Annotated in this window: 18 protein-coding genes; 2 read left to right on the forward strand and 16 right to left on the reverse strand. The window is 44.9% G+C overall.

Features of this window, described 5'->3' with window-relative positions; all coding sequences use genetic code 11:
* Window positions 1-262: 262 nt before the first annotated feature.
* From H8K32_RS05265 to H8K32_RS05295, 7 genes are all read right to left on the reverse strand, one after another.
* Window positions 263-1336, reverse strand: coding sequence for a DUF5694 domain-containing protein (locus H8K32_RS05265; protein ID WP_186911428.1), 1074 nt, complete (start codon window positions 1334-1336; stop codon window positions 263-265).
* Between the two features lie 207 nt (window positions 1337-1543).
* The gene (locus H8K32_RS05270) at window positions 1544-2113 is read right to left on the reverse strand and encodes a DUF6624 domain-containing protein (protein ID WP_186911429.1); all 570 of its coding nucleotides are present in this window, start codon (window positions 2111-2113) and stop codon (window positions 1544-1546) included.
* A 99-nt stretch (window positions 2114-2212) separates the two neighbouring features.
* Window positions 2213-2914: an SIMPL domain-containing protein gene (locus H8K32_RS05275; protein ID WP_186911430.1), complete on the reverse strand. Its 702-nt coding sequence runs from the start codon at window positions 2912-2914 to the stop codon at window positions 2213-2215.
* A gap of 213 nt (window positions 2915-3127) precedes the next feature.
* Window positions 3128-3466, reverse strand: coding sequence for a hypothetical protein (locus tag H8K32_RS05280; RefSeq protein WP_186910456.1), 339 nt, complete (start codon window positions 3464-3466; stop codon window positions 3128-3130).
* A gap of 640 nt (window positions 3467-4106) precedes the next feature.
* Window positions 4107-4499 (reverse strand): hypothetical protein, encoded by a 393-nt coding sequence (locus tag H8K32_RS05285; RefSeq protein WP_186911431.1) that lies wholly within the window; start codon window positions 4497-4499, stop codon window positions 4107-4109.
* Between the two features lie 10 nt (window positions 4500-4509).
* The gene (locus tag H8K32_RS05290) at window positions 4510-4950 is read right to left on the reverse strand and encodes a hypothetical protein (protein WP_186911432.1); all 441 of its coding nucleotides are present in this window, start codon (window positions 4948-4950) and stop codon (window positions 4510-4512) included.
* 219 nt (window positions 4951-5169) lie between these two features.
* The gene (locus H8K32_RS05295) at window positions 5170-6087 is read right to left on the reverse strand and encodes an SEL1-like repeat protein (RefSeq protein WP_186911433.1); all 918 of its coding nucleotides are present in this window, start codon (window positions 6085-6087) and stop codon (window positions 5170-5172) included.
* Window positions 6088-6468: 381 nt separating this feature from the next.
* Here H8K32_RS05295 and H8K32_RS05300 point away from each other — a divergent pair, with 381 nt between their 5' ends.
* The gene (locus H8K32_RS05300; RefSeq protein ID WP_186911434.1) at window positions 6469-7230 is read left to right on the forward strand and encodes a hypothetical protein; all 762 of its coding nucleotides are present in this window, start codon (window positions 6469-6471) and stop codon (window positions 7228-7230) included.
* Window positions 7231-7320: 90 nt separating this feature from the next.
* Here H8K32_RS05300 and H8K32_RS05305 read toward each other — a convergent pair whose 3' ends face one another.
* Complete coding sequence (locus H8K32_RS05305; protein WP_186911435.1) at window positions 7321-7710, reverse strand: GFA family protein; 390 nt, start codon at window positions 7708-7710, stop codon at window positions 7321-7323.
* 278 nt (window positions 7711-7988) lie between these two features.
* On the opposite strand from H8K32_RS05305, the gene H8K32_RS05310 reads away from it, so the two are divergent.
* A complete protein-coding gene (locus H8K32_RS05310) occupies window positions 7989-8777 on the forward strand; it encodes a substrate-binding periplasmic protein (protein WP_186911436.1) in 789 nt (262 codons plus the stop codon).
* Between the two features lie 35 nt (window positions 8778-8812).
* On the opposite strand, the gene H8K32_RS05315 is transcribed toward H8K32_RS05310, so the two are convergent.
* The 8 genes from H8K32_RS05315 to recQ form a co-directional block, all read right to left on the reverse strand.
* Window positions 8813-9430 (reverse strand): hypothetical protein, encoded by a 618-nt coding sequence (locus H8K32_RS05315; RefSeq protein ID WP_186911437.1) that lies wholly within the window; start codon window positions 9428-9430, stop codon window positions 8813-8815.
* A 34-nt stretch (window positions 9431-9464) separates the two neighbouring features.
* A complete protein-coding gene (locus H8K32_RS05320; protein ID WP_186911438.1) occupies window positions 9465-10256 on the reverse strand; it encodes a fumarylacetoacetate hydrolase family protein in 792 nt (263 codons plus the stop codon).
* Between the two features lie 154 nt (window positions 10257-10410).
* Window positions 10411-11355, reverse strand: coding sequence for a phosphate/phosphite/phosphonate ABC transporter substrate-binding protein (locus H8K32_RS05325; RefSeq protein WP_186911439.1), 945 nt, complete (start codon window positions 11353-11355; stop codon window positions 10411-10413).
* Window positions 11356-11729: 374 nt separating this feature from the next.
* Entirely contained in the window at window positions 11730-12419 is a 690-nt protein-coding gene (locus H8K32_RS05330) for a helix-turn-helix transcriptional regulator (protein ID WP_186911440.1), read from the reverse strand.
* Between the two features lie 25 nt (window positions 12420-12444).
* Window positions 12445-13647 (reverse strand): hypothetical protein, encoded by a 1203-nt coding sequence (locus H8K32_RS05335; protein WP_186911441.1) that lies wholly within the window; start codon window positions 13645-13647, stop codon window positions 12445-12447.
* A 215-nt stretch (window positions 13648-13862) separates the two neighbouring features.
* Window positions 13863-14723, reverse strand: coding sequence for an ABC transporter ATP-binding protein (locus tag H8K32_RS05340; protein ID WP_186911442.1), 861 nt, complete (start codon window positions 14721-14723; stop codon window positions 13863-13865).
* Entirely contained in the window at window positions 14720-15130 is a 411-nt protein-coding gene (locus H8K32_RS05345; RefSeq protein ID WP_186911443.1) for a GntR family transcriptional regulator, read from the reverse strand. The genes H8K32_RS05340 and H8K32_RS05345 overlap by 4 nt, the downstream gene beginning before the upstream one ends.
* Window positions 15131-15326: 196 nt before the next feature.
* On the reverse strand, window positions 15327-17180 hold the full coding sequence (gene recQ, locus H8K32_RS05350; RefSeq protein WP_186911444.1) for a DNA helicase RecQ: 1854 nt from the start codon (window positions 17178-17180) through the stop codon (window positions 15327-15329).
* Between the last annotated feature and the right edge of the window lie 630 nt (window positions 17181-17810).

A 17810-nucleotide genomic window follows, 5' to 3' on the forward strand; every position in this document is an offset into this window, starting at 1 on the left:
GCAGTCAGCGTAGAAAAGAAAACTACCCGTATTTAGTCAACGCTTTAAATAATCTTTAAACTGTACTAATTCATACTTGACCTGACACACGGTGCTCGACTGACGACCGGCAGCTTCCGCCCCAAAGCGGACATTCAATAAACTGGAAAGGTCCTCCGTAACTTGATTGCTGCATGTCGTGAAAATGAGCACTTATCCTCGTCTGTTACACCCAATGCAGAGCCGAGGTCGCCATACGATTCAAAGCGTTCATGCATTTCATTTAGTGCAATATATCGTCCGCACTGATGATACGTATGTCATGCATTTGATTTAAGTATGCTTCCAAGTAGCCTTTATGCGAGGCGCCAACGATAACCAAGGTACGGATACCCTGCGGGGAAATCGCTTCGCGAACATTCGACGCCATCCGTAGATTGCGCGTCTCCCAATAGGCGACGTAACCACGGCCGAAATGCTGGGGAGAGGGTTCTTCGAGAGCCGCACCGAAATCGCTTTTGAAAACGAGGCCGGCCTGGCTGCGCTCATTGTAGCCGCGGTACATCGCCAGAACGCCTTGCGGTGTATCCAGATGACTTTCCAGCGCCTCATCCATTCGCTTGCGTTCCGCCGAAAATGGGTTATCCCACGCTTTCATAATGGCTTCGCCATAGGCTTTTTCGTCCGCATCGGGCATATCCGCCGTGTGGTCATCCATTGCGTATACGCGCTCGAGCCCGCTTTTCGCGGCGAGCGGCACGGCAATACGGTAGGATTCGTCGCGCCGCTTCTGTAGCGAATTGAGCATCTCCACCAAGCGTTCATTTAATCCGTCGCCGCCCCGCCGTTCTTCCATCGGCAGGCGTAGCCATTGCACCAGAGCCGAGGCGGGTTCACCGGCAGCCAGGAACAGCGATGCCAGCGTACGCCGTTGTGCCGCAGCCGGCGATGCGGGCCAGGAGCTCAGAAGACGCTCCGCTTGCGCGCTCGCCTCGACAATATCGAGGCCGGTAGCGGCACGGGCGACCGAAGTATCTCGGCAATAGCTCTTGACCGTATCGCTGTAGCGCTGTGGGTAGCCCCGCAAGTAGGCACATTGCAAACCGGAAAGTGCTTCTATCGCGATGGCCTGTGGCTTCCAATTTTCTAAACGTTCAGTCAGCAAACCCAATTGAGACAAATCGAACGATTTCGGCAGTTGCGACAAATGCGGTGAACCGAGCACCAGCACTTCGTTGATTTGCCCCCTCACCAATTTAAGCGTACCAGGAGAAAATTCTGGGGTGGCAGGTTCGTCCGCAAATACTGAGGCATGAAAGATAGGCACCAAAAAAATACTCCAGAGTAAGCGATGCATGCGCTTCCTGAACGGAGTTGGATATGTCTTATGGACTATGGTGCTAACTTGCAACGAGCGTATCGGCATAATCGGTTGGCCCAGAATGAGACGTTGGAAATAATTAAACTTCAAACAGCACACAATATTTTCATATTGGTATTGCCAAGGCAACATTGAAAATGTTTGGCTATATGACCGCTTGTGGCCGAGCTTGGTCAATAGCGATTAATTTATCGGTGGTAGTCCCATCTTCTTTCGGCGAGCATTTAGATTCTTCGGGTCCTCGATGGGTGCAACGTTGTTGCTCCCATATTCAAATTCAGTTCCATAGAGTTGTAATTTTCCTTGTCTCACTAAAATCCTATCCACTAGCAAAACGAATCTATCACTGGGTATCTCTCTGCGCTGGTTTGCAGCTTTAACCATTGCAAAATGCCTTAATTGGTAGTCCAAATCTGCGTGTTGAATAATCGCAAGCGCCGAGAGCGACGCACGATTCCCGTCCAGATTACCGGGCCAGCCACAGAGACCGATTAACTTGTCAAGCTCAATTTCATTAGCATCGTCCGTTTTTGTTATTTCAATTTCAAGTTGTTCTTTCTCCTTGAAATCAATATTTTCTTTTCTGTTTTCCATCTCAAGAATATTGATGTACCTGCCTCTCAAAGCTTGGTCATCGCGATACATTTGCGCATATTTCTTGGCGAGTATCGTGTTTTTACATTCGTTAGCGAATGAGCACTGGGAGAAGAAGAGCAGCGTTAAGCCGATAGTTAAAAATTTCTGAATTTTCATAATGACATTGCGTAATTTAATATTCCGCGAAACCGTCCAACGTCCGGCAGTTGTTGGATGGTTTCAGCTTATGACGCCGAACGTAAAATTCCTCCGACGTCATTTGATTCTGAATATCACGTCTACGGAAGACTGTAACTTGAGCGGAGGAATAACAAACAAGTCTTCTCCAATTGCTTGGCGGCGTTCCACTTCAGGAAGAAAAGTTGATTGCTCATTCACCAATCCAATCGCAGTACTGAGATTTTTGAGCTTGCCTTCGGACATTGCCGTTACCGCCCCTAGATGCTTACCAAAGGAGCCCACCAATCCACTGGCTTTTCTTTGGGCGTCTTTTACCGCCTCAATAGATAAATCTAATTCAATCTTGTCTCGTACAGTGGAATCGAAAGAAGCTTCGACTTTATCGATATTACTCAGCTTAAGAAGCGGTGACATAATGGCCTGCCAATTTTTCAGATCACGTATTTTGAGAACGACGCTATAGCTCAATTGATAAATGGGCTCGGCTGCATTAGCGCCGGCAGCATCCTTTTTCATCTCTTTCTTCAAGTCGCGAATGACGATATCCTCCTCCTGCGTACCTTGCTGCGCAGCCACGGATTTAATTTCTGCCATCCGCGCCGTCGCGACGGTCAGCGCTTTTTCGGCGTCGGCGTCGCTAACGTGGACGTCGAAATTAATTTCGCCGATATCGGGTGTGACGCGAACATAGGCTATTCCTGTTGTATGGATAAAAGGATAGTCCGGTAGTTGCGATGCCAATCCGGAGCTATGAAAACACAGCACAATAGCCAGCAAGAATATTTTCTTGAACGTTATAGTGCAATTTTGCAATAAGCATGGCAGCATGATTAGTCGAACCAGAGTGAGGCGTTGAAAAAATTAAATTTGAAGCAACATCCAATCTTGCCACAGTCATGTCGGCAAAGCAATATTAAAAAAAGCTTGGTCAAATGACTGCTTGTGGCCGACTGCCGCAATCCCTAGCGTCAATCGGGGAAATGGCCTCAACTAGACTGCTACAGCATGGGTTCTGGCATGGAACTCAATTGCGAGTGGCGTTGCCCAAGCTATTGCGATCACTATCCAAACTAGGAACATCGGCATATTTCGGCGCATAAATATTCGCAACAACCAAGTCGTGTTCACAACAAAGAATAGGGCCAACACCGGCAATTCTGTTAGTCCAAAGAAAATTGCGTCATTTCCGGTAGCTATCAAGCCTTCATCAGTTGCAGTCGGCCAGGAATACTCGCGTGCATTCAAATATACGAAGATGCCAATAATATTCGCCGAAACCCACAGCGAACTGTCCGCAAATAGATTTTTCAAGTGATTGCTTTTGTCCATTTTCCAGTTGATAGTTCAGATTTTCTCCAATTCCGACTGCCTGCGACCGTCTGCTCCTGGCCGGAAGCAGCAATCTCTCTGGACGTCATCATCGTGGCATGACGGTGTAGTAGGTGCCGCCTTGGAATTTTGAAACACCGACTTTACATCTTTCAATATCAACTAAGCCCATGAGCAAAGGGGGACATACATCTGTAAATTGGCATTCTTCAAATTTCGCAGGAAACTCCGTTTGCGGATTCGGCGTGTGTACATATAGCGCGTCCGATCCAGGATCGGATGGGTAGATGCACACAAAGACCTGATATGGCGTTGATTGACTTGCGAGTTCACTTCTTGCTCGGGCAAAGGCAAACATCAACGGGCGTATATGCTTCCGATGTTCAAAGCGACTCCGTTTCCCCCTACTATCCCAATCAAAGTGCGTGTGCCAATAGTCGCACCACTTTTTGTCGGGCAGATCAATCGCAATACATCGCGCCTTGCGCCAAAGATTTCGCCAATACTTGAGTTCATCATTGGCCTTGCTTGTACGCCGGCCTAGCCAATGGTAACTGTCTCGGTGATAAGAACTTTTCATTTATGCATTGAGCTATTTCTCAAATTGAACGACGACCTCGACAGGCCGCATTTGGCCGACTTAATACAGCTTAATTTCGAGGACCATATCCGTCTTTCGATGGTTGATACCGGCATCAGATAATTCTCTTGAAAGTCGTTCAATATCTTGATTTTTTGTGTCGTATATATAGTCCGGTCCAGGAGCAGATTCCCATCCAAAGGTTTTGGGAATAACAATATGGGCAATAGACTGATACAAGAATGGTTGGCTCCATACCCCTGCATCTTTAACATAAGTAGGTTCCAAGTCGTCAGAATTCGGCAATCCTGAATTCCAATAGTAAATACAATCAGTTAATTTATCAAAAGTGGTCCATCCACACCAAGAATCACTTAGCCTTGCGAGCGAAGAGCCTCGGCCGAGAACCGTTGAACAAATCCGAAAAAAAGTGTGCCATTCCTCGTCTGTCATTTTCTATCCATTACCGGTCAGAGAAATATCCCAAGCGGCCAATACCAATTGCGTCAAAATACTGGCCTTCCGGGTCATCGGGGGAGTCCGGCATCACTGCGTGCCAAAGACTCATCTCCAACACCGGAAAGATAAATGAATGGCCGAACTCAGGGGCGCTAATATCCGCGTCATCAAACTCCGAAACGAAGGCAACCGTTTGGTCTGCCTTCAGGCTATTTAGGGATTTATCATGAAAAGACGTGAAGAATTTATCTGACTTTGCCAACTCTATGAATTCAACAAGTCCAGCCGGGTCATAGCTAACATGAAATCCTGACAGAAAACCGTCTTGGCAGTCATGAGAAAATTCCGGTGCACCTAGCGCCGACCTGACTTCATGTCGGGACATGCCGAACTGTATCTGTCCAATGCCGAATGTCGGCACGATTTCAAAGGTAGGAATTCTCATCGAGGAGTTGCCGCAGCGAATAATCTATCTAATCCTGCCACACAAAAATTGACAAAGCAATATTAATTTGGAGTCGAGTGCGAATGTCCGCAGTTGGCCGATAGCGGCCTTTCAGAATTTGAACTCATCTGACAGTTCATGTCCGGTGAAGTTTGAACTAGTACATTTAAACTGATCATTGATGCACTTGTCGCTTTAAATGTTTAAACGTCTTTGTGCTTAATCACATGATTTAAATTTCTTTTGTTTGCATTCAATTGCTAACTTGTCAGCTTGAGCAACGGCTTGCGGTGGCAATTGAGAAGAAAGCTGATCGCGTCTTTGGATTGCTTGTGCGTCACCGGACATAGATGCCAATTTGAACCACATTAATGCTTTTGTTTCGTCTTTTGCCAGACCTTTACCAATCCGGTATAACACACCCAAATTCGTCTGAGCAGTCGAAAACCCTTGTTCTGCTGATAATTTAATTAGCTTACCTGCTTCGGTAAAATCTTGGGTAACACCTTGGGCATTAATATACATCATGCCCAAATCGGACTGCGCAGGTGCATATCCCTGTAATACTGAACGTTGATACCATTTGACAGCTTCGGAATAATCCTGCTTGACGCCAAGTCCGTTGCGGTACATAAAGCCAACCTGAAATTGCGCGGTTCCAAGTCCCTGATCTGCCGCCATCTTATGCCATTTCATTGCTTCGGAGTAGTCTTGGGGTGTGCCCAGACCTCGTTCATACATCAGTCCCAGATTGTCTTGCGCTTCGGGCATTCCTTGTGTCGCCGCCAGTCGATATAACTTCAAGGCTTCTGCATAATTTTGTTTGACACCCAAACCATTTTCATTCATCAGTCCGAGATTGTATTCTGCGTTTGCGTCCCCTTGATTCGATGACAGGGTGTACCAGCGAAAAGCCTCGGTATAGTCCTGCTTAACGCCTAAGCCACGTGCGTACATCATGCCCAAGTATGCTTGGGCATTCGCATCTCCCTTGTTGGCAATGGGCTGAATGATTTTTAATGCGCCAGAGTAGTCGCCTTTTTTGATCAATGCCATCGCATCTTCGTTTGAATCAGCAAAGCTCAGCTGAGAGATAGACAATGCCATTAAGAGGGATATGTTAAGTAATATTTTCATTTTTTGTTTCACTTTCAGTGTGGGCTTCCATGGAAGCAAATTGTGAGAGTGTTCGTGGTTGGATAACAAGAATGCCATGGAGATCAGGTAATAGACCAACCAATGCAATTGTGCGAGAGAAATATTACCTGAGGGGCAATTGTCATGTACATTAAATTGACGTGGAAGACAGAAAACAGTTGTTTTCAAGCATGATATGGTGGATTGTAAGATAGAATTTCTTATAGGCTCTTATAGGCTCAACACAAGGTATAAAACTACTTCAACAAAATACGAGCAATTACTATCCCTTTTTGCTAAGTAATTTAACTTTTTTTGCCAAAAATTGTTTTTCCGGTTTTTTGCATTTGACAATCAATTAACTTGAAGTTGGAATAAATCATGATGCTATTCTCCAGGCACCACCGTTCGAATTTGTTGCTATCTGGTTTGCTGCTATTTCTACTCGTGATTTTTCAACCCGAATCCCGAAGTGCAGAATCGGATGATTCAGTGGCGGAACTCCATATTGGTGCGCAAACTATTCGTTTCGTCTCGCCGCCTGGTTTTGTTGATGTGTCGCGCCGTAACGCTAAACTATGGGCACATGCGAAGATAATGGATAATGCTGATATCCTCACGTTGGCACATTTGGTTACTGAAAAGGATTTGGAAACCTATGACAAAACGCAGGTTGATATGTTTGAATCATGGCTCTTGGTACAGACACCCGTGAGTCATTTGGATCGCGTTGCGACTCAAGCACAATTTGATAACTTAAGAATCAAGCTCGTAGCGATGCAAGTCAATCTAAAACAAAGTTTGGAGCCACAACTTTCAGCTGAGACCAATCGGGTATCTAAAGCTTTATCAAAGATTGAGAGTAAGCAAGTGGGGTTTGGTATTGGGCAGGTTGTGCCAATTTCGGTTGATCGTAATGATACTCAGGGACTGATTTATTCAACAAAGGTACAAGTTAATTTCTCTACCGAAACGTCCAATACCGCGCAGTATAACGTGTCTACCTCAGCATATTGTTTTATTAAAGGAAAGCTGGTTATTTTGGGGGCGTTCCGTAGCTATTATTCGGATAAGGATATTAAAGACAATCAGGAGTTAATGATGGCGTGGGTAAAATCTCTGTTGTCAGCAAACGGTGGCTGATAATCTTGACTCATCCGATTATGATGACTCATTGCTGACTATCTGTAGATGAGCGTAGGTTTTTCTGATTTTCTTCCGACTCGAATCCTTTCAATCATCGATGTATTTCCAGGTATCCGCGCCATCAAAATAGCGTATGTTCACCGCCTCTTGTAGTGACAAGGAAAAGTTATTCAAATTCACTCCATGCCGGGCACCTGGTTCACCGTTGATCGGTTCCCAGTGGGTTGCGCAGCCACAGGTTTTGCAGCGAATTGTTCTGAGTGTTTTATCGCCCCAAATGTATTCTGTTGTATGTTCCGGATGTCCTGATATGACTACTGCGCCAAATGGATAGTATGCCCACAAACCGCCTAGTCGCCGGCATAGTGAACAGTTACATTTGATGCCGGTATCTGGCATTGATGGCAGTGTCAGGCGTACCGCCCCGCAGTGACAAGAACCATGCAGGTCTATAAGGTTTGAGCTTTCCGTTATCATGCTAAGGTTCCTTGTATTCAATTGGAAATTTAATTGGAAATTTGTGCGGTTTGTTTAGGTAAATATTTTACTTAATATTACGGCAATAAAGAGTATCAAAGGCGAATAATCCTTGCACTGAAAGGTAAAACGCTACGCCATCTATACAGCCGTATTGTAATATCTATATGCATGACTTTTTGTTGAGCAATAAATGGTGACTGAATATATTGTTTATTTCGTCGTGATTAGTAGCGTACTTTTCAAAGCGATTTTTTCTCTTTAATGTTAGTAAGCATATGCCGTTTAAGCTGAAGCTCCTTTTGATCTCGCTATTCGTTCAAGCCTTAGGATTGAGTGAGATTCAAGCTGCTCCAACCGACGAGCCGGTGACGATATTATTTAGTGAAGAATTAAACGAAAAGGGTGAGCAAATTCCTATCCCTGTCCGTACTAAAAAAGTGTTCACGTATATTGAAAAAAATATCGGTCATAAAGTTGTTTTCAAACAGTATCCATGGGCCAGAGCATTAAACATGGCGGAAGAAGGTGGAGGCGTCATCTGGGGTATATCTCAAAATGAGGAGCGACTAAAAAAATTCAGGTTTTCTTTGCCGGTATATTCAGACCGTGTTTTACTTATTACCAAGTGTAAGGATAAAGCAAATTATTCTTCAATTAACGATCTGAAAGGCAAAATGATAGGTTTAGTCAGAGGAACAATTTATGGGAATGAATTAGATCGAATGCGGAATATTTTTTACTATACCGACTTTGACAATAACCGTATCGAATCAAGGCTGCAGAAGCTCATGTATGGGCGAGTTGATGCACTATTCTTTTATAGCGGAAGCTTTAGTAATGCCGAGGTTGAAAAGAATTTAAATAGCGTTTCAATGAAGCTAACACCTGATCAGGCGAGCAAAGCAGAAAAATTATTTTGTGTGAACGATAAAGATTTCGCAACCTTGAATGTCTACTTCGCAACCAAGTTAGATGCAGACAATTCTGTCATTGATAGAATTAACGAAGTGATTTTAAAAATGAAAAAAGAGCCGTGGTTCGTGGCACGTAAGCTAAATAAGTAAATAAGTAAATAACTAAAGCATTTCAGTTTTACTCGTCAACCGAGGTGCAAGGCACGGTGCTCCAACATCGGAATCGCGGTCAGCCGAAATGCAATAAAAGCCATGACTAACGTTAAACCCATGTGTATTAACGCAGCCCTGATATCTGGCAAAAGCTCATCTGTGATGTCGTGTGATAGTGTATCAAGATCGGGGCCTAGATATTCAATCGCTTTCTTTCCATAGATAGGCAAACGGCATAATTCGTTTTCTATTTCTTCACTGATCGTTTGCTTGACGATTAAAAACAGGCTGCGAAACTTAAACCATTGGCGTAACTTTGGCCATGATCTCAGCACAATTGACGCGGAGTAGATCGCAACGAAGGCGTAAGCAAGATAAAACGGTATAGCTGATTGAAAAAAATAAACCAGCATGATTGAGCTCAATAACAGTGCATTTTGCCAAAGGATGGCGTTGATCACTGAGCGATGGGTTTCAAATAAAAACTTATAAGCACCTAATCTTGCCTGACCACGGATGTATTCGCCAATGAATGATTCGGGAATTTTTTGAGCCGCATCAAACATGCTGCCAATGATTCGCGGTTTGACGATGGAGATCGCCGATTTACCATAGCCTATAATTTTATTTTTCAAGTCTTTTGTATTCATTTCGCCTTTTACGGTTGGGGCAACGCTATTGTTCTTAATATTGCTCAAAACGAACGTCGATACTACCTAATTCTGCAAATTGCAATGATATGTTCTTGTTGATTGGAACGGTGGGGCTACCTGCGAAAGAACCAGTGATAATTGCCTGACCAGCTTTGAGGCCGGCTCCTTGTTGACGCAGGTATTCTACCAGCCAGAATAAAGGTTCGATGGGGGCGAAGGCTGGATGTATCCCATCAAATTCTTGTTGTACAGCGTTTTCAACGCTCAGTCTGATAGTCATTTTCTGTGCCTGTTCTGCGTCATGCAGATGAATTTGGGGACCCAGAAATAAGCCCTGATTAAACAGTCCATCAGCCAAATGTTCAGTAAAGCTTGTCAATGCAGGTTCAGAGTAACGGCAGCCAATGATTTCTAATGCCAATTGCGCGTGTGAAATGGCTGCACGTATATCGTCTGCAACATACGGCGTTATGCGCGGTGGCAAATCTGTGGCGAGAACGAAGGCAATTTCCGGTTCTATCTTAACAAAATTTTTATCATAGACTTTGCAGATATTGCTTAACTTTTGTTGAAAGACTGTCTTCGCAAAAATTGGCGCAATCACAATCCTGTCTTCACTTGGCATACCGCATTTCCACCCAGCGATGTCGTCTTGCATTTGGCTGGCGAGCAAAGCTTGAATCTGCATCGCGTCCGCCACATTGGTGGGGCGCAAATCAAATGGAAGTTGTGCGCCGCTTTCGCCACGTAAACGACGTTGCGCTAAGATTTTTGCTGCATCCAAAAAACGATCCGATTCTGGATTGGTAATCAACGAGGACAAAGTTACGCTTTCAATACAAAGTAGAAGCGCTGAGTGTAATCGGAGACGGCTGAGATGTGAATAGGGGATGTTTTTTCTTTACAGCTAATTTGTTGCTGTATCTGGTGTTGGTTGTCAACATCAGATACAGTCAACAACGGTGCGTAGTCCTTGCTCAATCTAGCAAAATGGTAGAGGCTGTTTGCTTTTTGCTGGCCTGATTTTGTTGATCAAATGGTGCGACTTTCAGAGGCTTCATCACGTTTTCCAGACTCGCAATACTTAAAGGTTCAATGAAGCCTTTGATATTAGCTTTTTGAGCAGCAACATCTGAGGGTGAAAGCTTTAAAAGAGCATTTTTAAAATTCCCCTCCAATTCCTTGCTGACGTGGGGCAGTGCTAATACGTAATGCTCAGGGTATAGCTCGGTCGAATGTTGTAACGGGAACGTCGTGTCTTTACGCTCGGCTAACACTGCGTACTCATCAGGCTGAATATTTCCTTCTATAGTCATGCTTTCTAGCACGCCGCTACGAATGAAGGCAGCGCTGACTTTGCCAGATTTAAGGATATGCAAAGCCTCGTCCTGTGTGTCCGCCATCACGACGCCATATTGACGATGTGGGTACAGACCTTTTTCAGCCATCAGATGTACTTGAAATAAATAACCACCTGCTGATTGTTGACCAAGAGCGACAACTGCTTTTTGATTCAAGTCTTCAATTTTTTTAATCTCACCGCCTTTTCTAACGACGATCACGCCACCGAATAAAGGCCCATGTTGCCCATTTAAAGAAGCTAAAATTTTTGCATGTTGTTTGTATTTAAGAAGCATTGTTTCATTGGGATTTGCCAGCACAAAATCAACGCTATTTTCGGCGATATGTTGGTAGACATGCGCAATGGGAATAGGCACAATTTCTACCTTGCAGTTCATATTGCTACTCAGATAGCTACCTATTTCTGTCCAGCGCTCTTTGGTGATGGTTGCAGGACGCTGTGACGTGATACCGAAGCGGACAACATTATTTTGCGCCCAGGTATTTTTGCCAAACGTACTTAGTATCATTCCAGATGCTGCACATAAACTATTGAGTATGAAACTACGTCTGTCTTTCATCAGATTCTCCTTCAGAGAATGAAATAGCTGCCACACGATTTGTCCTTGCCATGAACCGGCGCTTTGCCTGAATTGGATCGAAGCCTGATGGGCGCCTTGCCTGACCTCTTGACCATAGATCTGTAGAGCAGAATTACTCACCAGAAAAAATGCATGCTTATTTTTTAATTTACAGGCTGGTCTGCTTGGGGTCAGATCAGTCAATTGCGTACACACAACTTACTGTAAATATTAATAAATAAACATGCTTTTATTATATTAGGTGGTCAAATTGTAAAATTCAAGGGCGTATTTCAAAAACTGATAAAACAATGAGAACATCAGCGCTAAAGCACCATGTCGCATAGTGATACGGAAGAAAGCCTGGATACAGGTCAGTTCTGGCGTATGCCTTGCTGCTGCCGCCAGGTCTTTAAAAGACTGGCTCGTGATTGTGGGAAACGTTCCTTTGCGGAATGTAAACTTTGAATTCTATCCGTGCGGAAATGTCTGAAATCCTGGCGCAATTCACACCAGGCAACAACCATCCTGACTTGTTCAAAAAATGCCAGTGCGCAAGGCCAGACCACACGCTTGCTTAGCGTGCCATTTTCATCCTGATAGTCCAGCGTGAGTTTGTATTCATTGCGGATTGCAAAGCGGATATCACGTAACAACGCATCGTTGCCCTGATTATCAAATCGTGGGCCCACCAGCAAACCGGCGGTTTCTAATTCACGCTTTTCAGCCACAGGCAACACCGCCGCAATTTTAGCTAGCGCATCGCGGGCGGCTTCTGCCAGCTTCTCGTCGCCACGTTCCACCACCCAACGCGAACCGAGCACGATAGCTTCAATCTCTTCGGCAGAAAACATCAACGGCGGCAAAGTAAAGCCATCTTGCAATACGTAGCCGATACCTGCTTCCCCCGCAATCTTTGCCCCTTGCGCTTGCAAGCTCGCGATGTCGCGATACACGCTACGTACGCTGATTCCCAACTCCTGTGACAACGTTACCGCCGTCACAGGATAGCGGTAGCGACGCAGCATTTGCATCAATTGCAGCAGACGTTCAGAGCGTGACATGGTTTAGTTTCTATTTTTTAAGTTTTTATACAGCTCGTCCAACTGGGAATAATGCGTTTTGGTGTAAGCGTTGCTGCCACTGGTGACGAGCCAAGCCAATATGAATAATGAAAAGTAAGGCACATGGAATGGCAATATTAAATTGATCAAATCTCGTCCAGAGCGCCATTGATATTCCGACGTAAGCAATAAAAACGAGCGTGGTGACCATAAAGCCAGTCTCATGCAATTGACTTTTTACTGCGTGATTTTTTAGCAGGCAATGGATGAAAATCAGGCTGCCGAAACAGCATAGAAATGCGATGCGAAAAATTGCCGACGAGACTTCCGTAGTGGTGCATACAATAATCGTGAATACGAAATTGATCGTCCAAAAAGCATAAATATTCTTCAATACACTGTTTAATATCAAACGGGTTATTTCCTGATTCGACGTCACTAACGGCGTCATCGATACGAGACTTTGTTCTTGTCTTCGTCCATAAAATGCCCAGCAAAAATGCACTATTCGAACACACAAAATCAAATTCAATCCGAACATCAATGCAATGAGCGCATATTGAACGATGTCCAAAAACATCATGCAGCCTACGATGAAAACAGCCAACAGGATAAAAGATAATAGTGGCTGAGACCAATGAGTGGAAGGGCCAAAAAGAAATGGCAATAAGCGATCCGGTTTTATTTCCTGCGTTGTTGCTCTGTTTAAAGAGTAGTCATAGAAATTTAATTTTCTTGAATATCCCTGGTCGTTGGCAGTTGACGCGTTTTCAGCTTGTTTATTTAATTTTTCTAAGCTACCTTTTCTTTGAAAAAGCTGATCTTTTTCTATGTTGAATATCCATTGCAATCCGCCGTATAGCATCAATACTCCCAACGGTATCATGAACCAAACCCGGTCAAAACTTTCTAAATTCCCTGGAAATAAGTTCGTGATTGAGAACGATGGTAAGACGCCCGAAATGATCGTATAGCCAGGAAAAACGAGGACAATGAAATCGCTACGAATAGTGGACGCGCCACTTATAAGCGCTAGGATACTCATTACCCAAATAGTGCCAGCTGAATATCCAGATCTCAATTTTAAAGAGAAAGTCAAAACGGTGGCGATGAGTAGAATAGGAATCGCGAACGCTAATTTCATGTTTGCTTGGTAATCTGGAATAAGTTGTGCATTCGATGGAATATATTGCTGCCTGACAAAAAGCATCATCATAAAAAACCACAACATCATTAAAATGACGCAGGCAGCACTAATTCCAATGAGTATCGCAAGGGCGCAAGACTTCACAGTCAATCCAGATCCCGTGTAAGCTAAGGTCAGACACAGGGTAGGCAAAATAGCGAATAAAAAGTAAAAAATTTTATAGTCTTTATTATTGATGTACTGATACATCGGTTGCATCCAAATCTGCAATAGAATTTTCATGGCGAGTCCTCAGCTTATTTCGTTAATTCTATAAACAAGTCTTCTAAGCCCAATTTTTCTATACGCATGTCGGTATGTCGATTGAGTTCGCTGAGTTCTGCTTCAGAAAATTGTGCCAGTACACTGCTGTAACCATTCGCCAGTTCTGCGCGTTTCAGCGGGTTGCCTATGTCTAGCTTTTGTATCGTTGATGTGCTGCCAGTAATTTTTCGCGTGTTATCCATCAATACATCCAAAGGTTGCTGCAAGCTGATGCATCCGTGATTTAAGAATGCCACATCCATAGCAATGCGTTCCAGGTCGGACAAAATATGGGTAGAAAAAACGATCGTTGTTTGTTGATCGATCTGCGCAACCAACTCACGTAAAAAATCACGACGCCCTGCGGGGTCAAGGCTCGATACCGGTTCATCCAGAATCAATAGTTCAGGCTCATGCGCCAGTGCGCGGATAATCGATATTTTTTGTTTTTGACCGACCGATAATTTGTTGATGATTTTATCGGAAGGCAAATCCCAGTTGCGCATCAGCGTCGCTATCTTGGCTTCATTCCAGCGCGGATACATGGCTTTGAAATAAGCGAATAATTGCTTTGCGGTGAGCCAGCCGAAAATATCCGGCGTCTGTGGCACGTAACCAATTTTTGCCTTACTTGCTGCACTGAGCTGCTTGACGTTTTCGCCAAACAAACGGATTTCGCCTTGTTGGAAATCACGCAAGCCCAGCAAGCATTCAATGAGTGTTGATTTACCAGCACCATTGCGGCCTAATAAACCGATGATAGAGCCGCTGGGAATTTGCCAGTTTAAGGACTTGAGTATGCTTTGTTGGCCGTAGGATTTGCTCAGGGAAAGAATGTCGACAGGTGCGCTCATGACTTATTGTCTCGCAAAATTTGTTGGAATAAATTCAGCACAGCTTTCGGTGCCAGTTCAAGTTGTTTTACTTCTGCGGCGAGTCGTTCCAGCCCCGGGCGCACTAACGCCAGGCGTTGCTCTTCATCAGAAAAATCTGCGGCTAGGGACGCAACCAGCATGCCGATACCGCGTTTGCGTATCAACAGCCCTTCGTTTTCTAGCAGACTATAAGCTTTTGATACCGTCATCGGATTCACACTTAATGCCAGTGCTACCTCACGAATCGAGGGCAGGGTGTCTCCTTGCTGTACCTGACCGCTGGCACTCAGGCGACGCAACTGCTCCATCAATTGACGATAGATAGGTTCGCTGCTGCCCGTGCTAACCTGAAAGATGTCAGGCGGTAGTAGTTTTGGTGGACTCATGGTGAATAGTCTTTTTTTTGAATTGGTGCATTACTATACTAATGCACTAAATTTGAAAGCGCAAGCTCAAAATAAAAAAAACCCGTACATCGTTGATGTCGGGCTTAAATAGCAGGGTGACAGCAATTCATGCTGTCATGACGCTTGATGAGATTTGACGGGTCGTATTCGCTCAACAGCAATCGGCGGTATTGATTTAACTAGTTTGTAATTCTTCAATCAACTGCAAAATCTCAGCACCATAGCTTTCCAGTTTTTTATCGCCAACGCCAGAAATCGCGCGTAGGGCGATCAGGGTTGGTGGGGCTTGGCGGGCGATTTCGCGCAGGGTTGCGTCCGGGAAGATCACGTAGGCTGGAACATTGTGTGTACGTGCGGTTTCCACGCGCCACCAGCGCAGTTTGTCGAACAGTGTTTGTTCCGCCATGGAGAGTTCTGCTTCGGCGTAATCTTTGGCAGATTGGCGTTTATGTTTGACGGCTTTTTCGGCTTTCTTGTATTGTCGCAGCTGCACCTTGGTTTCGCCACGCAAAACAGCGCGGGAGGCTTCGGTTAATTTGAGTGAGCTGAAATTTTCGTAATCCACCGCAACCAATCCTAAAGCGATCAATTGACGTAATAATGCGCGCCATTCGGCTTCGCTCTTATCTGAACCGATACCATACGTCGATAATTGATCGTGCCGCCATTGGGTCACGCGCTCGGTGTCAATGCCGCGTAAAATGTCGATGACGTGACCAGCAGCAAAACGTTGATCGACCCGGTAAATAGTCGACAGAATTTTTTGTGCAGCAACGCTGCCATCAAATGAGGTGGGTGGGCTCAGGCAGGTATCGCAGTTGCCGCAGGGTTCTGAAGCCTGACCGAAATAATCGAGGATATGAACCCGGCGGCAGTTTAAGGTTTCACACAGCGACAACATGGCATCAAGTTTGACGCCCTGGACGCGCTTGAATGTGTCGTTGGCTTCAGATTCATCGATCATGCGCCGCTGTTGTACGACGTCTTGCAAACCATATGCCATCCATGCATTGGCGCTGGCACCATCGCGACCAGCGCGACCGGTTTCCTGGTAATAACCTTCGACGCTTTTTGGTAAATCCAGATGCGCTACAAAACGCACATCGGGTTTATCGATGCCCATACCAAACGCAATGGTGGCGCACATGACGATACCGTCCTCACGCAGAAAACGTGCCTGATTACGGCTGCGTTCTTGCATATCCATGCCTGCATGATAGGGCAGGGATGTAATACCGTTTTCATTTAAAAATTCGGCGGTTTCTTCGACCTTTTTACGCGACAGGCAATACACGATACCGGCGTCGCCAGTGTGTTGTGCATGAATGAAGTCGAGTAACTGTTTGCGCCCATTGGCTTTTTCGACGATTTGATAACGGATATTAGGCCGGTCGAAAGACGATACAAATTGCAGTGCGTTTTCGAGTTGCAGGCGATGAATGATTTCATCGCGAGTTTGTTGATCTGCAGTCGCTGTCAGGGCGATTCGTGGCACGTGCGGAAAGCGTTCGTGCAGTGCTGACAATCGTATGTATTCTGGGCGGAAGTCATGTCCCCATTGTGATACGCAGTGAGCTTCATCGATCGCAAATAAAGCGATGTCGATGATGTTTAAGAGTTCGAGACAACGCTGCGTGAGCAGGCGTTCAGGCGCAATGTAGACCAGATCCAGATCGCCTTCGCGCATTTTTTTCTCAACGTTCAGAATTTCTTCAAACGTCTGGGTCGAATTTAAAAACGCTGCGCGCACGCCAACTTCAGCCAGTGCATCGACCTGATCTTGCATGAGCGCGATCAGCGGTGACACGACGATGCCAACGCCTTTGCGTATCAATGCTGGAATTTGATAGCACAGTGATTTACCACCGCCGGTAGGCATGAGTACCAGCGCATCGCCACCGTGAACCACGTGTTCGACGATTTGTCCTTGCTGCGAACGAAATGCTGGATAGCCAAATACCGTTTGCAGCAGGTGGAGTGCCTGCTCTTCGGTGCTGTTGTGATAACTGGAGGTGCTAAAAGACGACACTACTTATTCTGCCCATTTTTTTGTTTGTTTTGCGTCTATTTTACGCAATTCGATGTTGATGTCAGCAGGACGACAGCTTCTGATGCGACTAAGTTGAGAGATCTGGGTTGTGGTTCAGGTCTGGGATTGCTCTGGCAGACGATCAATCAAGGATGCTCTGGAATAGCTGTCGAAGTGCTGATTCTTTAGTTTTGATCGGCACGAAGCTTACCATGTTGGGACACCGATGAGCTTGGTTTTTGCCGGTATTCCACTTCATTAGAGTCGTTATCTTACATACTCCCCCTTTTTTTTTATAAAACATAGCAATTGTTATTATCAAATAAAGGGTAAATTTTTATACTAGTAGGGAGTATATTTTATGAGCGTTTCTTCGCCTACCTGATTTGATTGCCATCAATCAATCCGTGTCAGGTAACAACACACGTAAAAATAAATAGTGAACTTTTTAACAACTTATATTATCATTTAAATATTGTAAAAAAGAAAACATTGAGACGAATGGTGCTGTTTTTTAATACCTTATAAGTTTGAATTGAGATACGAATTGATTCTACTGATACTGCGTTCTCACCGTTGATAGTGGATTTCTTGCTGGCACCGGTACGAATGAATTAGCCCCTAGCCTAG

The sequence above is a fragment of the Cognatundibacterium jejuense genome, from assembly GCF_014284255.1.
Classification (GTDB): domain Bacteria; phylum Pseudomonadota; class Gammaproteobacteria; order Burkholderiales; family Burkholderiaceae_D; genus Undibacterium; species Undibacterium jejuense.

What these genes read in the sequence shown, in the direction of transcription:
- H8K32_RS05330 (WP_186911440.1), bottom strand. Translation starts at nt 12,419, where the DNA reads ATGTCACGCTCTGAACGTCTGCTGCAATTGATGCAAATGCTGCGTCGC.
- H8K32_RS05295 (WP_186911433.1), bottom strand. Translation starts at nt 6,087, where the DNA reads ATGAAAATATTACTTAACATATCCCTCTTAATGGCATTGTCTATCTCT.
- H8K32_RS05270 (WP_186911429.1), bottom strand. Translation starts at nt 2,113, where the DNA reads ATGAAAATTCAGAAATTTTTAACTATCGGCTTAACGCTGCTCTTCTTC.
- H8K32_RS05290 (WP_186911432.1), bottom strand. Translation starts at nt 4,950, where the DNA reads ATGAGAATTCCTACCTTTGAAATCGTGCCGACATTCGGCATTGGACAG.
- H8K32_RS05340 (WP_186911442.1), bottom strand. Translation starts at nt 14,723, where the DNA reads ATGAGCGCACCTGTCGACATTCTTTCCCTGAGCAAATCCTACGGCCAA.
- H8K32_RS05285 (WP_186911431.1), bottom strand. Translation starts at nt 4,499, where the DNA reads ATGACAGACGAGGAATGGCACACTTTTTTTCGGATTTGTTCAACGGTT.
- H8K32_RS05280 (WP_186910456.1), bottom strand. Translation starts at nt 3,466, where the DNA reads ATGGACAAAAGCAATCACTTGAAAAATCTATTTGCGGACAGTTCGCTG.
- H8K32_RS05265 (WP_186911428.1), bottom strand. Translation starts at nt 1,336, where the DNA reads ATGCATCGCTTACTCTGGAGTATTTTTTTGGTGCCTATCTTTCATGCC.
- H8K32_RS05310 (WP_186911436.1), top strand. Translation starts at nt 7,989, where the DNA reads ATGCCGTTTAAGCTGAAGCTCCTTTTGATCTCGCTATTCGTTCAAGCC.
- H8K32_RS05305 (WP_186911435.1), bottom strand. Translation starts at nt 7,710, where the DNA reads ATGATAACGGAAAGCTCAAACCTTATAGACCTGCATGGTTCTTGTCAC.
- H8K32_RS05315 (WP_186911437.1), bottom strand. Translation starts at nt 9,430, where the DNA reads ATGAATACAAAAGACTTGAAAAATAAAATTATAGGCTATGGTAAATCG.
- H8K32_RS05300 (WP_186911434.1), top strand. Translation starts at nt 6,469, where the DNA reads ATGATGCTATTCTCCAGGCACCACCGTTCGAATTTGTTGCTATCTGGT.
- H8K32_RS05325 (WP_186911439.1), bottom strand. Translation starts at nt 11,355, where the DNA reads ATGAAAGACAGACGTAGTTTCATACTCAATAGTTTATGTGCAGCATCT.
- H8K32_RS05345 (WP_186911443.1), bottom strand. Translation starts at nt 15,130, where the DNA reads ATGAGTCCACCAAAACTACTACCGCCTGACATCTTTCAGGTTAGCACG.